This window comes from Ensifer sp. LC163, assembly GCF_001695855.1.
Lineage (GTDB): Bacteria > Pseudomonadota > Alphaproteobacteria > Rhizobiales > Rhizobiaceae > Ensifer.
In genome coordinates this window covers 94,391-113,561 of record NZ_MBSS01000006.1, presented here as the reverse complement: position 1 = coordinate 113,561, position 19,171 = coordinate 94,391, and the positions used below count along the sequence as shown (strand labels likewise).

General features: G+C 62.8%; 16 protein-coding genes, 1 tRNA gene and 1 pseudogene. 12 read left to right on the top strand and 6 right to left on the bottom strand.

What is annotated here, in order from left to right:
- Window positions 1-21: 21 nt before the first annotated feature.
- A pseudogene (locus BC360_RS06420) lies at window positions 22-1,054 on the bottom strand (alpha/beta hydrolase).
- A 48-nt stretch (window positions 1,055-1,102) separates the two neighbouring features.
- Between BC360_RS06420 and BC360_RS06415 the strand changes: the two are divergent.
- The gene (locus BC360_RS06415) at window positions 1,103-2,275 is read left to right on the top strand and encodes an MFS transporter (protein WP_065794644.1); all 1,173 of its coding nucleotides are present in this window, start codon (window positions 1,103-1,105) and stop codon (window positions 2,273-2,275) included.
- A gap of 31 nt (window positions 2,276-2,306) precedes the next feature.
- On the opposite strand, the gene BC360_RS06410 is transcribed toward BC360_RS06415, so the two are convergent.
- The 3 genes from BC360_RS06410 to BC360_RS06400 all read right to left on the bottom strand — a co-directional run bounded on the left by BC360_RS06410 (window position 2,307) and on the right by BC360_RS06400 (window position 3,939).
- Window positions 2,307-2,657: a hypothetical protein gene (locus tag BC360_RS06410; protein ID WP_065794643.1), complete on the bottom strand. Its 351-nt coding sequence runs from the start codon at window positions 2,655-2,657 to the stop codon at window positions 2,307-2,309.
- 117 nt (window positions 2,658-2,774) lie between these two features.
- Window positions 2,775-2,850, bottom strand: a tRNA-Thr gene (locus BC360_RS06405).
- A 78-nt stretch (window positions 2,851-2,928) separates the two neighbouring features.
- Entirely contained in the window at window positions 2,929-3,939 is a 1,011-nt protein-coding gene (locus BC360_RS06400) for an NAD(P)H-dependent flavin oxidoreductase (RefSeq protein WP_065781394.1), read from the bottom strand.
- Between the two features lie 417 nt (window positions 3,940-4,356).
- On the opposite strand from BC360_RS06400, the gene BC360_RS06395 reads away from it, so the two are divergent.
- Window positions 4,357-5,523, top strand: coding sequence for a biotin transporter BioY (locus BC360_RS06395; RefSeq protein ID WP_065794642.1), 1,167 nt, complete (start codon window positions 4,357-4,359; stop codon window positions 5,521-5,523).
- A 52-nt stretch (window positions 5,524-5,575) separates the two neighbouring features.
- Here the strand turns inward: BC360_RS06395 and ppk2 are convergent, their stop codons facing one another.
- Complete coding sequence (ppk2, locus tag BC360_RS06390; RefSeq protein WP_065794641.1) at window positions 5,576-6,472, bottom strand: polyphosphate kinase 2; 897 nt, start codon at window positions 6,470-6,472, stop codon at window positions 5,576-5,578.
- Between the two features lie 146 nt (window positions 6,473-6,618).
- Here ppk2 and phoR point away from each other — a divergent pair, with 146 nt between their 5' ends.
- The 7 genes from phoR to phoB all read left to right on the top strand — a co-directional run bounded on the left by phoR (window position 6,619) and on the right by phoB (window position 14,481).
- Complete coding sequence (gene phoR / locus BC360_RS06385) at window positions 6,619-7,875, top strand: phosphate regulon sensor histidine kinase PhoR (RefSeq protein WP_139109941.1); 1,257 nt, start codon at window positions 6,619-6,621, stop codon at window positions 7,873-7,875.
- Between the two features lie 194 nt (window positions 7,876-8,069).
- The gene (locus tag BC360_RS06380; protein WP_065781390.1) at window positions 8,070-9,104 is read left to right on the top strand and encodes a substrate-binding domain-containing protein; all 1,035 of its coding nucleotides are present in this window, start codon (window positions 8,070-8,072) and stop codon (window positions 9,102-9,104) included.
- A 95-nt stretch (window positions 9,105-9,199) separates the two neighbouring features.
- Window positions 9,200-10,684, top strand: a complete 1,485-nt coding sequence (gene pstC, locus BC360_RS06375; RefSeq protein WP_065794639.1) for a phosphate ABC transporter permease subunit PstC — start codon at window positions 9,200-9,202, stop codon at window positions 10,682-10,684.
- Complete coding sequence (pstA, locus tag BC360_RS06370; RefSeq protein ID WP_065781388.1) at window positions 10,681-12,003, top strand: phosphate ABC transporter permease PstA; 1,323 nt, start codon at window positions 10,681-10,683, stop codon at window positions 12,001-12,003. The genes pstC and pstA overlap by 4 nt, the downstream gene beginning before the upstream one ends.
- Before the next feature lie 13 nt (window positions 12,004-12,016).
- Window positions 12,017-12,832: a phosphate ABC transporter ATP-binding protein PstB gene (pstB, locus tag BC360_RS06365; RefSeq protein ID WP_065781387.1), complete on the top strand. Its 816-nt coding sequence runs from the start codon at window positions 12,017-12,019 to the stop codon at window positions 12,830-12,832.
- Window positions 12,833-12,888: 56 nt separating this feature from the next.
- Window positions 12,889-13,599 (top strand): phosphate signaling complex protein PhoU, encoded by a 711-nt coding sequence (gene phoU, locus BC360_RS06360; RefSeq protein WP_065781386.1) that lies wholly within the window; start codon window positions 12,889-12,891, stop codon window positions 13,597-13,599.
- 198 nt (window positions 13,600-13,797) lie between these two features.
- The gene (gene phoB / locus BC360_RS06355; RefSeq protein ID WP_065794638.1) at window positions 13,798-14,481 is read left to right on the top strand and encodes a phosphate regulon transcriptional regulator PhoB; all 684 of its coding nucleotides are present in this window, start codon (window positions 13,798-13,800) and stop codon (window positions 14,479-14,481) included.
- 66 nt (window positions 14,482-14,547) lie between these two features.
- Here phoB and BC360_RS06350 read toward each other — a convergent pair whose 3' ends face one another.
- Window positions 14,548-15,069: a GcrA family cell cycle regulator gene (locus BC360_RS06350; RefSeq protein WP_065781385.1), complete on the bottom strand. Its 522-nt coding sequence runs from the start codon at window positions 15,067-15,069 to the stop codon at window positions 14,548-14,550.
- Window positions 15,070-15,490: 421 nt separating this feature from the next.
- On the opposite strand from BC360_RS06350, the gene BC360_RS06345 reads away from it, so the two are divergent.
- From BC360_RS06345 to BC360_RS06335, 3 genes are all read left to right on the top strand, one after another.
- Entirely contained in the window at window positions 15,491-16,690 is a 1,200-nt protein-coding gene (locus BC360_RS06345; protein ID WP_065781384.1) for an aspartate aminotransferase family protein, read from the top strand.
- Window positions 16,691-16,821: 131 nt separating this feature from the next.
- Window positions 16,822-17,739: an ornithine carbamoyltransferase gene (gene argF, locus BC360_RS06340; protein WP_065781383.1), complete on the top strand. Its 918-nt coding sequence runs from the start codon at window positions 16,822-16,824 to the stop codon at window positions 17,737-17,739.
- 240 nt (window positions 17,740-17,979) lie between these two features.
- Window positions 17,980-18,975, top strand: coding sequence for an Hsp33 family molecular chaperone (locus BC360_RS06335; RefSeq protein WP_065781382.1), 996 nt, complete (start codon window positions 17,980-17,982; stop codon window positions 18,973-18,975).
- Window positions 18,976-19,171: the final 196 nt, after the last annotated feature.

Sequence of the window (19,171 nt, the reverse complement as noted above, 5' to 3'; positions counted from 1 at the left end):
AGAGCAGCGTCCGGCCGTCGCTCAGTTGATCACCAGTGGTTTCGGCTGATCGTCGGCCAGTGTGTCGCCGACCACCGGCCGCTTTTTCGTCGGGCGTGGATTCTCGATGATGTTGACCGGTGCGGAGAGGGTGGTTGCAGCGACATTGCCAACGCCCCTGGTCGTGCCGGCGACGACGGCGGCGATGCCTGTTCCAACCGAGATGTTGGAATCGGTCAGCGTCTGGCCCTTGATGAGCCGCTGGCCGATCAGCTGCACGATCTCCGGGCTTTCGGCGAACTTGCCGTGATGCAGCCCGTCATCGGTCTCAACCTTGGTCAGGTCGATGGCGGTGATGCCGGATTTCTCCAAGTCCGTGCGATAGGGCTCCTTCGATGGGTCGATGGCGCCGAGCCGCGAAACGTCGCCGGAAATGAAGCTCGAAAGCGCGAGCGCGCGGTCGTCCTGCGCGACGAAGATCGTGAACTTCGGTTTCTTCTTGCCCATCTCCACCCATTGCTTGGCGAAGACGTCGAGATCGATATCCGGCGAAGCCAGGATCACGTTCTCGATCTTCGAGGGCACGTTGCCATCGCGAATGCCCATCTGCCTGAGCGATTCCATCGTCAGCCAGGTGCCCATGGAGTGCGCCAGGATGGTGATGTCCTTGACGTTGGTCGTAGTTGTATTCGAACACGTTGGCGCGCGACGGCCAGGTGAACAGGATCGGCGTCGTCTGGGCGCCCGAATCATGGATGATCTGCGCCAGCCGGAAGACGGAATCCTCGTAGCGGTTGTTGAAGCCGTGAACCAAGACGAAGGCGTGGCCGCCGACGCCGTGCTGCTTGAACCAGGCCTTGCCGTCGGCAAGCGTGTCAAGTTCCCGCACCCGCGTCACCGCAAAGTCGGTGCTCGGATCAGGCGGCAGCTTGCGCGGCCATTGCACGGTGCCGGGCTTGCGCGCCGTGTCCGGGGGGATTGGCGCTTCTCGCACACGTCGATCCGTGCTAGGAGCGCGGTCAGAGGGATAACCGAAGCTCTGCCTCGAAACCCGGTGTGCAACCAGTCGCCACATCGGGAAGACCTTTTCCGACCGTGGCGTCCACTGATCGGGAAAGGCAAGATGAATATCCCCCTTCTTCTCCTCGCACTGGCGACCTTCGCCACCGGCACGGCGGAAAACATCGTCATCGGCATCCTGCCGGATGTGGCATCAGGGCTCGGCGTCTCCATCGGTCTTGCCGGGCAGTTGACCTCGGTGTTCTCCGTGACATTTGCGCTGACGGCACCGGCAGCCCTCCTGCTGACGGCACGCCTGGAGCGCAAGACCCTGCTGTTGCTGGCGCTGGTGCTCTTCATCGCCAGCAATGTGCTGGCGGCTGCCAGCCCGAATTACGGCGTCCTGGTCGCCGCCCGCATCGGCATGGCGGCCGCGAGCGCCACGGCCTGCCTGGTTGCGACCATGCTGGCAACGGAGATCGTGCCGGCGGAGAGCCGGGGCCGGGCGATCGGCCTGATCTTCATGGGCATCAGCGCCTCGCTCGTTCTCGGCGTACCGGCGGGCATGCTCCTGAGCGGCACGTTCGGCTGGCGCAGTGTCTTCACCGGCCTGGCGCTGTTTGCGGTTTGCGTCCTGTTCGCATGTCAGTGGTTCGTGCCGGGGGCCGGTCGGTCGAAGCCGCCGCGCGGCCGCTCCTATGCTGGCCATCTGCGCTCGTTCTCGTGCGTCTGTGCGCAGTTGGTGTCGGTGCTGATGATCGGCGGCCATTTCAGCCTGTTCGCCTACCTCGCGCCCTATCTGGCCGAGATCGTCGGGATGCACGGCGATGAGGTCGTCACGGCCTTCTTCGCCTTCGGCATAGCGGGTGTCTGCGGCGGCTATCTCGGCGGTCGGTTGAGCGATGCCGTGGCGCCGCGACTGGCGATCCGGTTGACGCCGTTCGGCTATGTCATCGCGCTGGTCGCGATACCCTTCGTGTCTGATACGCGGCCGTTGTTCATTGCGGTCATGATGCTGTGGGGCTGCATCAGCTGGATGATCTCGCCGGTGGTGCAGAGCTTCCTGATCAGGCAGAGCCCTGAGACGGCGGAAGCCGGCGTCGGCCTCAACCTGTCGGCCATGCATGTCGGCGTCGGGCTGGGCACCGGCGTCGGCGGCGTGCTTGTCGAGGCGGCCTCGCCATCAGTGCTTCCGGCAGCCGCCGCACTCCTGGCCGGCCTTGCCGTTATCGCGGCATTCGCCGCGACCTGGCGTGCGTCGGTCCCGAACGAGGCCAATCGCCACGCAGCGCCGTGAGCGAACGCATTATGCTGTCGCTGTTTGCAGATCAGGATGTGGTGCCGGGCAGCGGCAGGTTGAGCGCCGGGCCGGGGCTGACGCCGTGCTGCCGGCGGACCTGCCGCGATGCGCTGCCGTCGAACAGCGACATCGGCAATGTCCCGGTCAGGACCCAGCGGTAAGGCGAGCCGGCATCCGGTTCGCGCGATTGATGCGGGATCGACGCCAGCGGCAGAACGTATTCCGGCCGGCGCAGGCCAGCCTCCTTGTTGCCGAGCCACGTCAGGACGACAAGGACCTCGCCGCCGATTTCGAGCGCCGACAAGGAACAGGCACGGCCGGAGACATTGGCCTGAACGGCATCCTCATGAACATGAAAACGGCTAACTCTAAGCGACATCGATCGGCTTCCTCGAAATGGACCGCTTGCCCGCCGTTCGTGCGTAGCAAGACGAGCTGACCCTGGGCCAGCTTCAGACTATCATCCCGCTACAGTGCTCATTTCTTTGAAGGAAAATGGTGCCGCTTACGTGACTCGAACACGTGACCCCATCATTACGAATGATGTGCTCTACCGACTGAGCTAAAGCGGCCCTGAGGCGGTTCCGCGAAAAGACCGCGGAACGAAGTGTGAGGCGCTGATAAACGCAAAGCGCCAAGATTTCAAGCCATCAGTTTCGAGAACTTGAAAATTCCTTGTTGGTAGCAATCGTGGGGGTCGTATGCAGCCCGAGGCGGGCGCGCGCCGCGTCGTACTCGCGCTCCCAGCGATCGACCATATGCCCGACCGAGGTGACCTCGCGCACCGCACCGATGCCCTGGCCGCAGCCCCAGATGTCCTTCCAGGCCTTGGTGCCTTCGGTGGCCTGGGCGAAATCCATCTTCGACGGGTCGGCTTCCGGCAGGCTTTCCGGGTCCATGCCGGCCGCCACGATCGACGGCTTCAGGTAGTTGCCGTGGATGCCGGTGAAGTAGTTGGAATAGACGATGTCGGCGGCATTGCTGTCGACGATCATCTGCTTGTAGGCGTCGCTGGCGCGTGCCTCTTCGGTGGCGATGAAGGGCGAGCCGATATAGGCCATGTCGGCGCCCATGGCCTGGGCGGCGAGGATAGCGCCGCCGGTGGCGATCGCACCGGAAAGCAGCAGGGGGCCATCGAACCAGGAGCGGATCTCCTGGACGAGGGCGAAGGGCGAGAGCGTGCCCGCATGGCCGCCCGCGCCGGCGGCGACGGCGATCAGCCCATCAGCGCCCTTGCGGATTGCCGAATTGGCGTGGCGGTTGTTGATGACGTCATGCAGCACGATGCCGCCATAGGAATGAATGGCGGCGTTGACCTCGGGCACGGCGCCGAGCGAAGATATGACCACCGGCACCTTGTACTTGATGCAAAGCATCAGATCCTGCTCGAGGCGGGCGTTGGACTTGTGGACGATCTGGTTGACGGCAAAGGGGGCGGCCGGTCGGCCGGGGTTCTTGGCGTCATGGTCGGCGAGCGCTTCAGTGATTTCGGCGAGCCATTCGTCGAGCTGCGAATGCGGGCGGGCGTTCAGCGCCGGGAAGGCGCCGATCACGCCGGCCTTGCACTGAGCGATCGTCAGCTTGGGATGCGAGACGATGAACAAGGGTGCGCCGACGACGGGCAGTCTCGTCGTTTCGGAAAGAATTGGCGGCAGCGACATCGAGTTCTCCATCCCTTGGTATTTTTGACGTTTGCGTAAACGTCAAAATAGATAGCAGCAAGTTGCGCGCTTGCAAAGATGCGGTTTTTCCGGCCGAAGCGCTAAGCAGAAGGCAGTTTTCCCCGGCGTTGCCGGGACCAATGGCGCGCCGGACTTGCGGATTTCGAAAGCAGCGGTTACGCAATTGTTAACAAAACCAACGGCGTGCATCCGGAATTAACCGATAAGAGCTTGCGGATGATGAAAAAGCGTCGATCGATTGACGAGCGCCGGCGGGGGCACGACATAATCCTATCCTTAAATCGGATCCGATTTAAGGATAGGATTATGCAGCAGATTTAAAGCGTTACAGCGTCCTTTGCGCGCCATGTTTGGCGCGCGGCGCTGTAAGGCCCGGTGTGCACAGAAGGATTTGATGTGAGCGGACTCGAGACTGCAATCCGAAATGCGCTGGAGCGCTCCGACAGAACCAGCGCCGAAACGCGGGCGCGCATCTATCAATCCGCGCGCCAGGCGCTGGAAACCGGGCTGCAGAAGCAGGGGATCGAGGACCAGAACGTCGTCGCCCAGCAGCGTCATCGGCTGGAAGCGGTCATTCATGCGATCGAGACGGAGGAGCGGGCGGCGCTGAAGGCGCGGCCGGCGTCGGCGCCTTCGGTCAGCCTCGATGACGCGGTTGCACCACGTGCGGCGACAACCAGGCCCGAGCCGCAGCCATCCGGCCCCGACCGCCGCGAACCGGCTTTCGCCGGCCAGGCGCCGCGCGACGGGCAGAAGGATGGTGGGCTGGGAGGTCTTCGCGCCGATCGCGACGGTCCTGTCGTATCGACGGCTGCGGCAGGTGAGGTTGCGGCCAGGCAGTCAAGTGACGGCAGAGGCGCGGTTGCGCCGGAAGTGCGCGCGATGGACGGCCGCACGCGTCGACGCAAGCGCGGGCGCCTGCTGTCGCTTACCATGGTCGTCGCAACGCTGGCCGCGGCGCTGGTCGCGGCCGTGTGGTGGGTCGAGACCAACAATCTGCTGCAGTCTCCGGCCGCGCGCGACACTAATGTCGCCAACCCGCCGGCGACCGTGGCATCGCAGGATTTCGATGGTGCCGCCGGCCTGCAGACGCTCGGCGCCCAGGAAGGCTTCACCGGCGATTGGGTCGAGGTGTACACACCCGGCAAAACAGGCGCGATCACGCCCGGCCCGCAGGCGACCGCCGAGCTGGCCAAAGATGATGGCGGCCAGCGCATGCTGCTGACATCGGCGGACGCCGATGCCGATGGCGATGTTACGATCGAGATTCCGGCCGCGATCCTGGCCGAGCTTTCAGGCAAGACGTCGACGCTGGCACTGACCGTGCAGGCGACGCCCGGAAAGGCGACCGAGTTTGCGGTCGAGTGCAACTTCTCTTCGCTGGGCGAGTGCGGCCGTCACCGTTTCACCCTGCATGACGAGCGCGTCGACATGCTGTTCAAGGTCACCTTCGATCGCAGCCTTGCGCCGAGCGCCGCCGGGCAGCTCGTCATCAACAGCGACATCAGCGGCGGCGGCAAGGGCTTGAACCTTTACGCCATCCGCGTTCTGCCGGGGCAATAATACCAACGCAGGTTGGTATGAGCCGACGGGCTGGCCGGCTTGCTGACTGAGATTATTTCAGGAAGCCTGGGCCCGAGCCGATGATCTTGTCATCGATCTCGCCGATCGCGTCGTTGTCCTTGCCCTCGTAATCGAGCTTGGAGAGCATGTGGCGAATAAGGTTGAGACGCGCACGCCGCTTGTCGTTGCCGCGCACCACGGTCCATGGCGCCTGGTCCGTATGGGTGTCTTTCAACATCTGGTTGCGCTTCGCGGTATAGTCGTCCCATTTGTTGAGGGCGGCGATATCCATCGGCGACAGCTTCCAGACCTTCAGGGGATCATGGCAGCGGTCGTGAAAGCGCTTGAGCTGCATCTCGCGACCGATGTTGATCCAGAATTTGAAGAACTGAATGCCTTCGTAAACGATCATCTTTTCGAAACGCGGCACCTGCTTGAGAAACTGTTCGTGCTGCTCGGGCGTGCAGAAGCCCATCACCGGCTCGACGCCGGCGCGGTTGTACCAGGAGCGGTCGAAGAGAACGAGTTCGCCGGCGGTTGGCATCGTTGCGATGTAGCGCTGGAAGTACCATTGCCCCCGTTCGGTCTCCGTCGGCTTTGTCAGCGCAACGACGCGCGCCCAGCGTGGATTCAGGTTGCCGCTGGTCGCATGGATCGCGCCGCCCTTGCCCGCCGCGTCGCGACCCTCGAACAGGGCGATGATGCGCTTGCCGGTCGCCTGCTGCCAGAGCTGCAGCTTGACCAGTTCGATCTGCAGCTTTTCCAGCGTCTTCAGGTATTCTTCCTCGTCGAGCTTCTTCTTGTAGGGGTAGTCGTCGGAGGAGAACGAGGCCTCGTCGATCCACTTCGGCAATTCGGGATTGTCGATGTCGAAGAGCCGCTTCTTGCCGCCGATATCGAGTTCTACCGTCCGGCTTTCGGTCTTCGTTGCCGCCTGCGTTGACGCCATGTGGTCTTCCTCCAGCCCGCGCGATTTCCTGTGAGGAGGCCACAATTGCATTGCGGATTCAAGCGCGTCGTGAAAATCATGTCATGAAGGGTCGCTATCTCTCGACCATTTGAGGTCGGGAGGAAGACAAAGTGATTCATGAGGATATGGTGCTGGATGGTTCCAAGGCTTTCTGGCGGATGCTTGTGCCGCGACTGAAGGCAGAGCGTTGGCTCCTCGGCCTGACGGCGCTGCTCGCCGTCCTCGCCACGTTTACCGGCATTCATTTCTTCGTGGTTCTGCCGTTCTGGATCGTGCTTGCCGCGGCTCTGCTGAACCGCAGCGCGCCTTCGCCACTGCCGAAGGCCGCAAAAGCGGCGAAGGTAGCGGCGGTGGCGGGCGTGGCCAGCGATGCCTTGATCCCGGCCCTGAACGCGCTCGATATGCCGGTTCTGGTGGTGGCTGTTGATGAAACCGTCGTCTTCCAGAACATCGCTGCCGAAAAGGCATTCGGCACCATCCCGCCCAACAGCTATCTCGCGGCCCGCGTCCGCTCGCCCGGCATTCTCGATATGGTCCGCGAAACGATCGCGACCGGCAAGATCAACCAGATCGAGCACACCGAGCGCCTGCCGTCCGATGCCGTCTACGTGGTCAGGGTGGCGCCGGCCGAAGTGGGTGGCGATGGCCCGTGGCGCCGGATCTTCCTGTTGACCTACCGCGATATTTCGCAGGCCCGCCGCATCGATCGCATGCGCTCGGACTTCGTCGCCAATGCCAGCCACGAACTGCGCACGCCGCTGGCCTCTTTGCGCGGCTTCATCGAGACCATGCAGGGTCCGGCGCGCAACGATGCGAAGGCGCAGGAGAAGTTCTTCGGCATCATGCATGAGCAGGCGACCCGCATGAGCCGCCTCGTCGACGACCTCCTGTCACTGTCGCGGCTCGAGCTGAAATCGCACATTGCACCCGACGATATCATCGATCTGCGCCCGCTGCTCGGCCATGTCCGCGACAGTCTTGCGCCGCTCGCCAACGATCTCGACGTGACGATCGCGCTGACGATGCCGGACGAACCTGTCGTCGTGCAGGGGGACCGCGACGAGCTGATCGAGGTCTTCGAGAACCTGATCGAGAATGCCTGCAAATACGGCCAGGAAGGCAAGAAGGTCGATGTCGAGCTTTCCGGCGGGCAGGGCGGGCAGGCGGAGGTCGTGGTCAGAGACTACGGCCCCGGCATTCCGGCCGAGCATGTGCCCCGCATCACCGAGCGGTTCTACCGCGTCAATGTCGAGGCGAGCCGCTCGAAAAAGGGCACGGGTCTCGGCCTTGCGATCGTCAAGCACATTCTGACCCGCCACCGCGCGCGACTGTTGATCCACTCCGAGCTGGGCAAGGGCACGGTGTTTACCGTGCGTTTTTGACATATTGGCGCGGGATAAGTCCTCTGCGTTCATTTTTCGTTATTATTTTCAATGACATGAACTGTCATAAATGTTTCGCGAAACTGACATAAAAGGTGTGGCTATCGGCGGCTAGTTAGGGGCAGCCGATCAGACGGCGAAGAGCGCTGCAACGCTTGGCGCACTCAACACAAGCCCATTCCGGGAGAACTTCAATGAAAGCTCTTAAACTCACTGTTGCGGCGCTCGTCGCATCCGCCGCATTCGCTGGCGTGGCTGCCGCGCGCGATCAGGTTCAGGTCGCCGGCTCCTCGACCGTTCTTCCCTACGCCAAGATCGTCGCCGAGACGTTCGGCGAGACCTTCCCGGACTTCAAGACGCCGGTCGTCGAATCCGGCGGCTCCTCGGCCGGTCTGAAGGAATTCTGCAAGGGCGTCGGCCCGGATACCATCGACATCGCCAACTCCTCGCGCAAGATCAAGGACAAGGAAATCGAAGCCTGCAAGGCCGCTGGCGTTACCGAGATCCAGGAAATCAAGATCGGTTATGATGGCATCGTCTTCGCGACCGACGCCGGCAACGCCGACCTCGCGCTGAAGCCCGAAGACCTCTACAAGGGGCTGGCTGCTGAAATCGTCGTCGACGGCAAGCTCGTCGCCAACCCCTACAAGAAGTGGTCTGAAGTCAACTCCGCTCTGCCGGACGCCGACATCGCCGCCTTCATCCCGGGTGAAAAGCACGGCACGCGCGAAGTCTTCGAAGAGAAGATCCTGGCTGCAGGCTGCAAGGAAGCTGGCGCCGTTGACGTCATCAAGGCTGCCGTTGCCGATGAAAAGCAGCAGCACAGCAAGTGCGTCGCGGTCCGCAAGGACGGCCTGGCTGTCGACATCGACGGCGACTACACCGAAACGCTGGCCCGTATCGCTGCCAACAAGAACGGCATCGGCGTATTCGGCCTGTCCTTCTACGAAAACAACGCCGACAAGCTGAAGGTCGCCACCGTCAACGGCATCGTTCCGTCGACCGAAACGATCGCTTCCGGCGAATACCCGGTTTCGCGCCCGCTGTACTTCTACGTCAAGAAGGCACACCTCGGCGTTATCCCGGGCCTCAAGGAATATGTTGAGTTCTTCCTCGACGATCAGATGATCGGCCCGGAAAGCCCGCTTGCCGAATACGGCCTCGTCGCCGCTCCGGACGCCGAGCGCGAAGAAGTTCGCAAGGCTTTCACGGCCGGCAACATGCTCTGATACTGACAAGCCCCGGCGCGACATTTTCGCGCCGGGGCATGCCTCCATCCGAACTGCCGGCAGCGCATTGAGCGCTCCGCCGCGGAGACGTGCCGATGAGTACTTCGCTCCTTCTTTTGCTCATTGTTTTAATTGGTTTTATTTCTTACTTTGCAGGCCGCGCGCGTTCGCTCGCGCAGGCCAACGGCAAGCTCTCCAACCTGCATTCCTTGCCTGGTTATCACGGCAGCTATGTTGCCATCTGGGCGATCCTTCCGGCCGCACTCGTGCTTGGGGCCTGGCTCGTCGCCGCCCCGATGTACATTGACTCCAGCACCCGGGCGATTTTGCCCGAAACGGTGCAGACGCAGGGCGGCGCGACCGTCGAGCTGGCGCTTGGCCAGGTCAAGTCGGTCGCCGGCGGCCTGAAGCGGCTGACGGCGGAAGAGCTTTCGTCGCTTGAAAACGGCTCGGCCAATCTTCGCTCCACGCTTGCGGCCAAGGGCGTTGCCCTTGCCGGCGAAGGCGAACCCTACATGATCACCGCTGCCCAGCATTTCAATGCGATGAGCGTCACCAACCGCTGGCTGATGAGTGCGGTCGTGCTGCTGATCGCTATTGCCGGCGGCGCTTACGCCATCCGCAACATCGCCACCCGCTTCCGTGCCCGCAATCAGGTTGAGCGCGTCATCCTCGGCTCGCTGATCGTCGCTTCCTCGATCGCCATCCTGACGACGGTCGGCATCGTCGCTTCGATGCTGTCGGAAGCCGGCCGTTTCTTCACGATGGTTTCGCCCTTCGAGTTCTTCTTCGGCACGGTCTGGGATCCACGGTTTTCTGCCGCCGGCAGCGGCGGTGCGTCCGGCCAGTTCGGCCTGATCCCGCTTCTCGCCGGCACGCTCTATATCGCTTTCGTCGCCATGCTCTTTGCGGTGCCGATCGGTCTGTTCGCAGCCATCTACATGGCGGAGTATGCGAGCCCACGCCTGCGTTCGACGGCAAAGCCCTTGCTCGAGGTGCTCGCCGGCATCCCGACCATCGTCTACGGTTTCTTCGCACTGGTGACCGTCGGCCCGTTCCTGCGCGACATCTCTGCCCAGTTGAACGGTCTCGTCACCGGCAACTATCAGAACTTCATCCAGGCGCAGAGCGTCGTGACCGCCGGCATCGTCATGGGCATCATGCTGATCCCGTTCGTGTCCTCGCTGTCCGACGACATCATCACCCAGGTGCCGCGGGCCCTGCGCGATGGCTCGCTCGGTCTCGGGGCCACCCGCTCTGAAACGGTCAAGAAGGTCATCCTTCCCGCCGCACTGCCGGGCATCGTTGGCGCCCTGCTTCTGACCGCCTCGCGCGCCGTCGGCGAAACGATGATCGTGGTGCTTGCCGCCGGTGTCGCGGCCCGCATGCAAATCGATCCCTTCGAGCCGATGACCACGGTGACGGTGAAGATCGTCAACCAGTTGACGGGTGACCTTGAGTTCACCTCGCCGCAGACGCTGGTTGCCTTCGCACTCGGCATCACGCTCTTCGTCATCACGCTCGGCCTCAACATTTATGCGCTCTACATCGTGCGCAAATATCGGGAACAGTACGAATGACCGACATCGCTTCCCCGACCGTCCGGATCTCCGCCCGTCCCGCATCCGCAACGCGCGATATCGGCATCAAACGCCGCTACGCAGCCGAGCGCCGGTTCCGTGCCTATGGCATCGGCGCCATCAGCCTGGGCCTGTTCTTCCTCGCTCTGTTGCTGTGGACGGTGGTCTCCAACGGCTACACTGCGTTCCAGCAGACAACGATCACGCTGCCGATCGAATTCAGCGAGAAAGTCATCGACCCCAAGGGTGAGCGCGCGACCGACGGCAAGGTGCTGATGACCGCCAACTATCCACTGCTGGTGCGTGAGGCGCTGATCAAGCAGCTCGGCATCGATGCGAGCAAGCGTCCGCTGGTCAAGCAGGCCACCGACATGATGTCGGCAAGCTCCCGCACGCTGTTGCGCGACATCGTCGTCGCCGACCCGTCGGTTATCGGCAAAACCATACCGGTGACATTGCTCGCCGAAGCCAATGTCGACTCCGCGTTCAAGGGTCAGATCGACCTGAGCGTCGAGGAGAGCAAGCGCAAGGTCAAGGACCAGCAGGTCACCTGGATGAACGAGCTGGCAAGTGCCGGCGTCTTGAAGAAGAGCTTCAACACCGGCATCTTCACCTTCGGCGCCTCGAGCCGCCCAGAAGCGGCAGGCGTTGGCGTTGCCGCCCTCGGCTCGCTGTTCATGATGCTGATCGTGCTTGTCCTGTCCCTGCCGATCGGTGTTGCCGCTTCGATCTATCTCGAAGAGTTCGCGCCGAAGAACAGGCTGACCGACCTGATCGAAGTCAACATCAACAACCTCGCCGCCGTCCCGTCGATCGTCTACGGTCTCTTGGGTCTGGCCGTGTTCATCAACTTTGCCGGCATGCCGCGCTCGGCTGCCGTCGTCGGCGGCCTGGTGCTGACACTGATGACCCTGCCGACGATCATCATCGCCACCCGCGCGGCGTTGAAGGCGGTCCCGCCGTCCATCCGCTCGGCAGCGCTCGGCCTCGGTGCGTCCAAGATGCAGACCATCTTCCACCACGTGCTGCCGCTGGCGATGCCGGGCATTCTGACCGGCACGATCATCGGCCTCGCCCATGCGCTTGGCGAAACCGCGCCGCTCCTGTTGATCGGCATGGTCGCCTTCGTCGTCGACTACCCCGGCTCGCCGATGGAACCGTCGACCGCACTGCCGGTGCAGATCTACATGTGGGCCAACGAGGCGGAACGCGCCTTCGTCGAGCGCACCTCCGGCGCGATCATCATTCTTCTCATCTTCCTCGTCGTCATGAACCTTGGCGCCATTCTGTTGCGACGTCGCTTTGAGCGCCGTTGGTAGTGAGGTAATTACTATGAACATCATGTCAGAAGCTGCAGTCGAGAAGGCCTTGGATCAGAAAATGAACACTGTGCCCTACAAGATGATCGGCAAGGATGTGTCGGTTTACTACGGCGACAAGCGCGCGCTTTTCGACGTCAACCTCAACATCCGCGAGAACACGGTTACGGCTCTGATCGGCCCTTCGGGCTGCGGCAAGTCGACCTTCCTGCGCACGCTGAACCGCATGAACGACACCATCGAGAACTGCCGCGTCACCGGCAAGATCACGCTCGATGAGGACGATATCTACGACCCGGCGATCGACGTCGTGGAACTGCGTGCCCGCGTCGGCATGGTGTTCCAGAAGCCGAACCCTTTTCCGAAGTCGATCTACGACAACGTCGCCTACGGCCCGCGTATTCACGGGCTTGCCCGCACGAAGGCCGATTTCGACGAAGTCGTCGAGACCAGCCTGCAGAAGGCCGGCCTCTTCAACGAGGTGAAGGACCGACTGCACGAGCCGGGCACCGGGCTTTCGGGTGGCCAGCAGCAGCGCCTGTGCATTGCGCGCGCCGTTGCCGTCAGCCCTGAAGTGATCCTGATGGATGAGCCCTGTTCGGCGCTCGATCCGATCGCGACCGCCAAGGTCGAGGAACTGATCCACGAACTGCGCACGAACTTCACGATCGTGATCGTCACCCACTCGATGCAGCAGGCGGCGCGTGTATCGCAGCGCACCGCGATGTTCCACCTCGGCAATCTCGTCGAGGAGAACGACACCGACAAGATGTTCACCAATCCGGATGACCAGCGTACCCAGGACTACATCATGGGCCGGTTCGGTTGATGGCCGAAGCACCCCTTCAATCCGTTTCCTGAACGCGCCCGCAAGGATCGAAGACTATGTCCATGCACATAATGTCCGCCTACGACGAAGAACTGAAATATCTCACGCGCCGCATCTCCGAGATGGGCGGCCTTGCCGAGCAGATGGTGGGCGAATCCGTTCGCGCGCTGGTCAATTCCGACCTCGCATTGGCGCAGAAGGTGATCTCCGACGACGCCATCCTCGATGAGGCCGAACGCCAGATCGGCGAAAAGGCGATCATCACCATCGCCAAGCGCCAGCCGGTTGCCGCCGACCTGCGCGAGATCATGGGGTCGATCCGCATCGCGTCCGATCTCGAGCGTGTCGGCGACCTCGGCAAGAACAACGCCAAGCGCGTCATTGCCGTTGCCGGCTCCGGCATCCCGCGCAAGCTTGCGCGCGGTCTCGAGCACCTGGCCGAGCTCGCGCTCGTGCAGCTCAAGGAAGTCCTCGACGTCTACGCCTCCCGCTCGCCGGAGAAGGCCAACAGCATTCGCGAGCGCGACGAGGAGATCGATGCGATCTACACCTCGCTGTTCCGCGAGCTGCTGACCTACATGATGGAAGATCCGCGCAACATCACGCCCTGCACGCATCTTTTGTTCTGCGCCAAGAACATCGAGCGTATCGGTGACCACGCCACCAACATCGCCGAGACGATTTATTACATGGCGACGGGCGCCCAGCCGGAAGGCGAGCGTCCGAAGGATGACAATACGTCGACGCTGGGTGCCGTAAAGGACTGAGACCCAGACTCGTTCGAGTGACTGCTTATGAACCTGCTCCGGTCGCAGCCTTGGTTGCGGCCCTGCTTTGTCGCGTCTGAAGCTATTCGTTTCGCGCGTGCCTTTGAAAGCGCGCGGAGTGCTCCAGATGCTGTATGTTCGAGCATCTCTGCCCGTTCGACCGAACGCGAGACGCTCTGGGTAAGGAGACGTTACCTGATGTTGCCGAAAATCGCCGTTGTCGAAGACGAAGAGGCGCTGAGTGTCCTGCTGCGGTATAATCTCGAAGCCGAAGGGTTCGATGTCGATACGATCCTGCGCGGCGACGAGGCCGAGATCCGCCTGCAGGAGCGCCTGCCGGATCTCTTGATTCTCGACTGGATGCTGCCGGGGGTGTCCGGTATCGAACTTTGCCGCCGGCTGCGTCAGCGCCCGGAAACCGAGCGCCTGCCGATCATCATGCTGACGGCGCGCGGCGAGGAGAGCGAGCGGGTTCGCGGCCTTGCTACCGGCGCCGACGACTATGTCGTCAAGCCGTTCTCGACGCCGGAGCTGATGGCCCGCGTCAAGGCGATGCTGCGACGCGCCAAGCCCGAGGTCCTTTCGACGCTGCTTCGTTGCGGCGATATCGAGCTCGACCGCGAGACGCACCGCGTCCATCGCCGCAGCCGCGAGGTCCGTCTCGGCCCGACGGAATTCCGCCTGCTCGAATTCCTGATGTCTTCCCCGGGCCGGGTCTTCTCGCGGTCGCAGCTTCTGGATGGCGTCTGGGGCCACGATATCTATGTCGACGAACGCACGGTGGATGTGCATGTCGGCCGCCTTCGCAAGGCGCTGAACTTCTCGAGCATGCCGGATGTCATTCGCACCGTTCGCGGTGCCGGGTACTCGCTCGAAAGCTGAGCCATCCAATCAGTCACTAAAAAAGGGGCCGGTTGGCCCCTTTTTCATGCGTTGTTCTCGGTAGCTTTAGCGAGCGCGGCGGCGCTCGGCGGAAGGCTGGTAGGCGAGCCGTGCATGGAAGCTGCAATAGGGCGAAGCTTCCGGGGAGTCGTTGCCGCAGAAGTGGAACTCTTCCTTCAGCGGGTCGCCGATCGGCCACTTGCAGGTGCGCTCGGTCAATTGCGTCAGCTCCAGGCGGCGCGACATCGGCACGACCACATTCGTCTGGATATGGAAGTCCTGTTCAGCGACGAGATCGACTTCGACCTCTTCCTTGAGGACGGTTGCGCCGGCCGAACGGGTAACCGTGCGGGTGGTGACGCGCGACGCGTAGTTCGGAGCGCGCGGCGCCGAGGTCGGGCGCTGCTTCGGCCGGGTCGCGGCGGTGGTTCCGCCAGCCTTGGCCCTGCCGGGCAGGCTCAGTCGGTGAACCTTGCCTATGACCGCATTGCGGCTGACGCCGCCGAGCTGCGCTGCGATCTGGCTCGCGCTCAGGCCCTCGGACCAAAGCTTCTTCAGTTTTTCCACCCGCTCGTCAGTCCAGTTCATTTCTGCACTCTCCGTTCTCAGCGTTGGCGATGGCAGAATCTCTCACCACGCTCCGGAAAAGCTCCGGAGCTGCAACGCGATAACACTTTTGGTGACTAGGTCCGCCGCATGCGTCTAGTAATTGAACGTTAACCTACTGACGGGCGGACTCCGTGGCAAGAGTCCCGGGAATCACGCCGAATCGATTTCCTAGTTTTCCCCAACTTGCTCGGTGGGCGTTGCATTTTTGCAAGCCCCGCCGCGCGTTTTTTTCGTCGCATGGATCAGACCCGTCCGACCGCACTGCAAGGCTTGGTTTTGTTGACATTGCGCTGCGAAATAGGAATAGTGCCTGCGCCGCCGCAAGGCGGCATTTTTAATTTTTTGCCGCGCTCGACACGGGCTCGGATCGATGCCGATAGCAATGAAGGAGAGGCTCGCCATGACTGCAACCACGCCGCTTTACGACACCTACATGCGTGCGCCGTTGCGTTTCGAGCGAGGAGAGGGCGTCTGGCTGATCGCCGAAGACGGCTCGCGCTATCTCGACTTCGCCGCCGGCGTCGCCGTCAACTCGCTTGGCCATGCCCATCCGCATCTGGTCGAGGCTTTGAAGGCGCAGGCCGAGAAGGTCTGGCACCTGTCCAACCTCTATGAGGTTCCAGGCCAGGAGAGCCTGGCGCGCCGGCTGACGGCCGTCACTTTCGCCGACCGTGTGTTCTTCACCAATTCGGGCGCCGAAGCACTCGAATGCGCGATCAAGACCGCCCGCCGCTACCATTTTGCCAAGGGCAATCCGGAGAAGTTCCACGTCATCACCTTCGAGGGCGCCTTCCACGGACGCACGATCGCGACCATCGCCGCCGGCGGTCAGCAGAAGTACATCGAAGGCTTCGGCCCGAAGGCTCCGGGTTTCTACCAGGTTCCGTTCGGCGACATCGCGGCGGTCAAGGATGCGATTACCGACGAGACGGCGGCGATCCTGATCGAGCCGATCCAGGGCGAGGGCGGCATCCGCCCGGCCACCAAGGAGTTCATGCAGGAACTGCGCGCGCTTTGCGACGAGTTCGGCCTGCTGTTGATCCTCGACGAGGTCCAGTCCGGTGTCGGCCGCACCGGCAAGCTGTTCGCCTATGAATGGGCCGGCATCCGTCCCGATATCATGGCTGTCGCCAAGGGGATCGGCGGTGGCTTCCCGCTCGGCGCCTGCCTTGCGACCGAAGAGGCGGCGGCCGGCATGGTTGCCGGTACGCACGGCTCCACCTACGGCGGCAACCCGCTCGCCATGGCGGTCGGCAACGCCGTGCTCGACGTCATCCTGGCCGACGGCTTCCTGGAGCAGGTTCGCGACGTCGCGCTGGTCTTCCGCCAGGGTCTCGCCTCGCTGAAGGACCGGTTCCCCGATGTGATCGAGGACATCCGCGGCGACGGGCTGATGCTCGGCATCAAGGCGAAAGGCCCTTCGGCCGATCTCCTGAAGGCGATCCGGGCGGAGAAGCTGTTGGCCGTTCCCGCCGGTGAGAACGTGCTGCGCCTGCTGCCGCCGCTGACGGTGACCGCCGAGGAAGCGCGCGAAGGCCTGGCACGGATCGAGCGCGCGGCCGAAGCCGTGAGAAGCAGCAGCGGCACCGCCGCAGCCTAGTTTTTGAACCGGGAGATCGGCAGCGATTTTCCCAAGGGTCCATGCGCGAATCCGAGGTGTCGAAGCGTCTATCGTGCTCTTCGACACCGGTCGTGCTTCAGGGGCCATTCTGAGGACAGGAATTGAGTACGATGGCAGGCACAAGACACTTCATCGATCTTTCGGCCATGACGGCGGCGGATCTGCGCACGATTATTGACGACGCACGCGTGCGAAAGACGGCGACCAAGGCTGGAACCGCCGCGAAGCCGCTCGCCGGCAAGATGCTGGCGATGATCTTCGAAAAGCCCTCCACCCGTACGCGCGTCTCCTTCGATGTCGGCATGCGCCAACTCGGCGGCGAAACCCTGTTTCTCTCGGGCACCGAGATGCAGCTCGGTCGCGCCGAGACCATCGGCGACACCGCCAAGGTGCTGTCGCGCTACGTAGATGCGATCATGATCCGCACGACCGACCATCGCCGCCTTCTCGAGTTGGCCGAACACGCAACGGTGCCGGTCATCAACGGCCTGACCGACGACACCCATCCCTGCCAGATCATGGCCGACATCATGACCTTCGAGGAACACCGCGGACCGGTGAAGGGCAAGACCATCGCTTGGACCGGTGACGGCAACAACGTGCTTCACTCGCTGATCGAGGGCTCGGCCCGTTTCGGCTACCGCATGAACATGGCGGTGCCGCTCGGCTCCGAGCCGCATGACAAGATCCTCAACTGGGCGCGCAACAATGGCGGCGAGATCCTGCTTTGCCATGAGGCCGAACAGGCCGTTGCCGGTGCCCATTGCGTCGTCACCGACACTTGGATCTCCATGAACCAGGAGCATCGCGCCCGCGGCCACAATGTCTTCCAGCCGTTCCAGGTCAACGAAGCGTTGATGAAGCACGCGTCGCCGGACGCGCTGTTCATGCACTGCCTGCCGGCACACCGCGGTGAGGAGGTGACCGACGAGGTCATCGACGGCCCGCAGTCGGTGGTGTTCGACGAGGCCGAAAACAGGCTGCATGCGCAGAAGTCGATCATCGCCTGGTGCATGGGGCTCGTCTGATCGGCGCGTCTGCCTATTGAAATTACCGGCATGCGACCCGATTTAGGCCGCATGCGGGACGTTCCGTGGTGGAAACAACGGACGCAACCTGACGACAGGCAGCGCATGGTGGCCGGCAAGACGGCACATGCCTGCTGGACAAATCCGTTTCTGGCGGGATCAAATAGGGTACGGGCAGGCCGCGCCGGGGGATGTTTATGTCCTCTGCGCGGCCTTCTCCGGTGACGTAAGGAGCAGCAGATGACTGAGATGGCACCAGGACTTGGCGAATTCGATTTTGCCGGTGACGACCATGTCGTGCCCTTCCAGGTGGAAGGCCTCGATGTGCGTGGCCGTGCCGTTCAGCTCGGCCCGATGCTCGATGCAATCCTTGAGCGCCACAACTATCCGCTTCCGGTCGCTCGGCTCGTTGCCGAGACCGTCGTGCTGACCGTGTTGCTCGGCACGTCGCTGAAGTTCGAAGGCAAGCTTATCGTTCAGACGAAGGGCGACGGTCCGGTCGATCTCGTGGTTGCCGATTTTGCCACGCCCGATCGGGTGCGCGCCTATGCCCGCTTCAATGAGGAAGCGTTGGCTGAAGCCCTGAAGGACGGACGCACACAATCGCACGAGCTGCTCGGCAAGGGCGTTCTCGCCTTCACCATCGATCAGGGCGCCCATACCCAGCGCTATCAGGGCATCGTTGCGCTCGATGGCGCCACGCTCGAGGAAATCGCCGGCGTCTACTTCCGCCAGTCGGAACAGATCCCGACCAAGGTACGCCTTGGCGTCGCCGAACTGCTCGACCGCGACGAGAACGGCAAGCCCCGCCATCGCTGGCGTGCCGGCGGCATGGTCGCGCAGTTCCTGCCGGATGCGCCGGAGCGCATGCGCCAGCCGGATCTCTCAGGTGGCGACAGCGACAGCGACGACAACGAGCACCTCTTCGACGAGGATGATCTCTGGGCGGAAGCCAAGGTCATGGTCGAGACGATTGATGCCGACGAGCTGACCGACCCCATGGTCGGTACGGAACGTCTGCTCTATCGGCTGTTCCATGAGCGCGGCGTTCGCGTTTACCAGCCGCAGGCGGTATATGATCGCTGCAGCTGCTCGCGCGAAAAGATCCGTTCGGTGCTGACCGGGCTGCATGCCGACGATATCGAGAGCACGATCGAAGACGGCCTGATCAAGGTGACGTGCGAGTTCTGCTCGACCACCTATCGCTTCGAGGCAGGCGAAGTCCGCCAGCAGTGATACCAACCTGCGCTGATATTGACCTCTTGCGCCGGAGCGATTTTGGTTTCCGGCAAGGAGAAAACCGCAACCGGACCCAAGCGGTCCGGTGAGGATTATCGACGCCGTCCGGAGGCCAAAAGCGCCCGGCCCTTCGGGTGGGCCGTGTGTCGGCCACCGGCAGCGTCGCAATCCTCGACCGATGCCAAGGCATCGC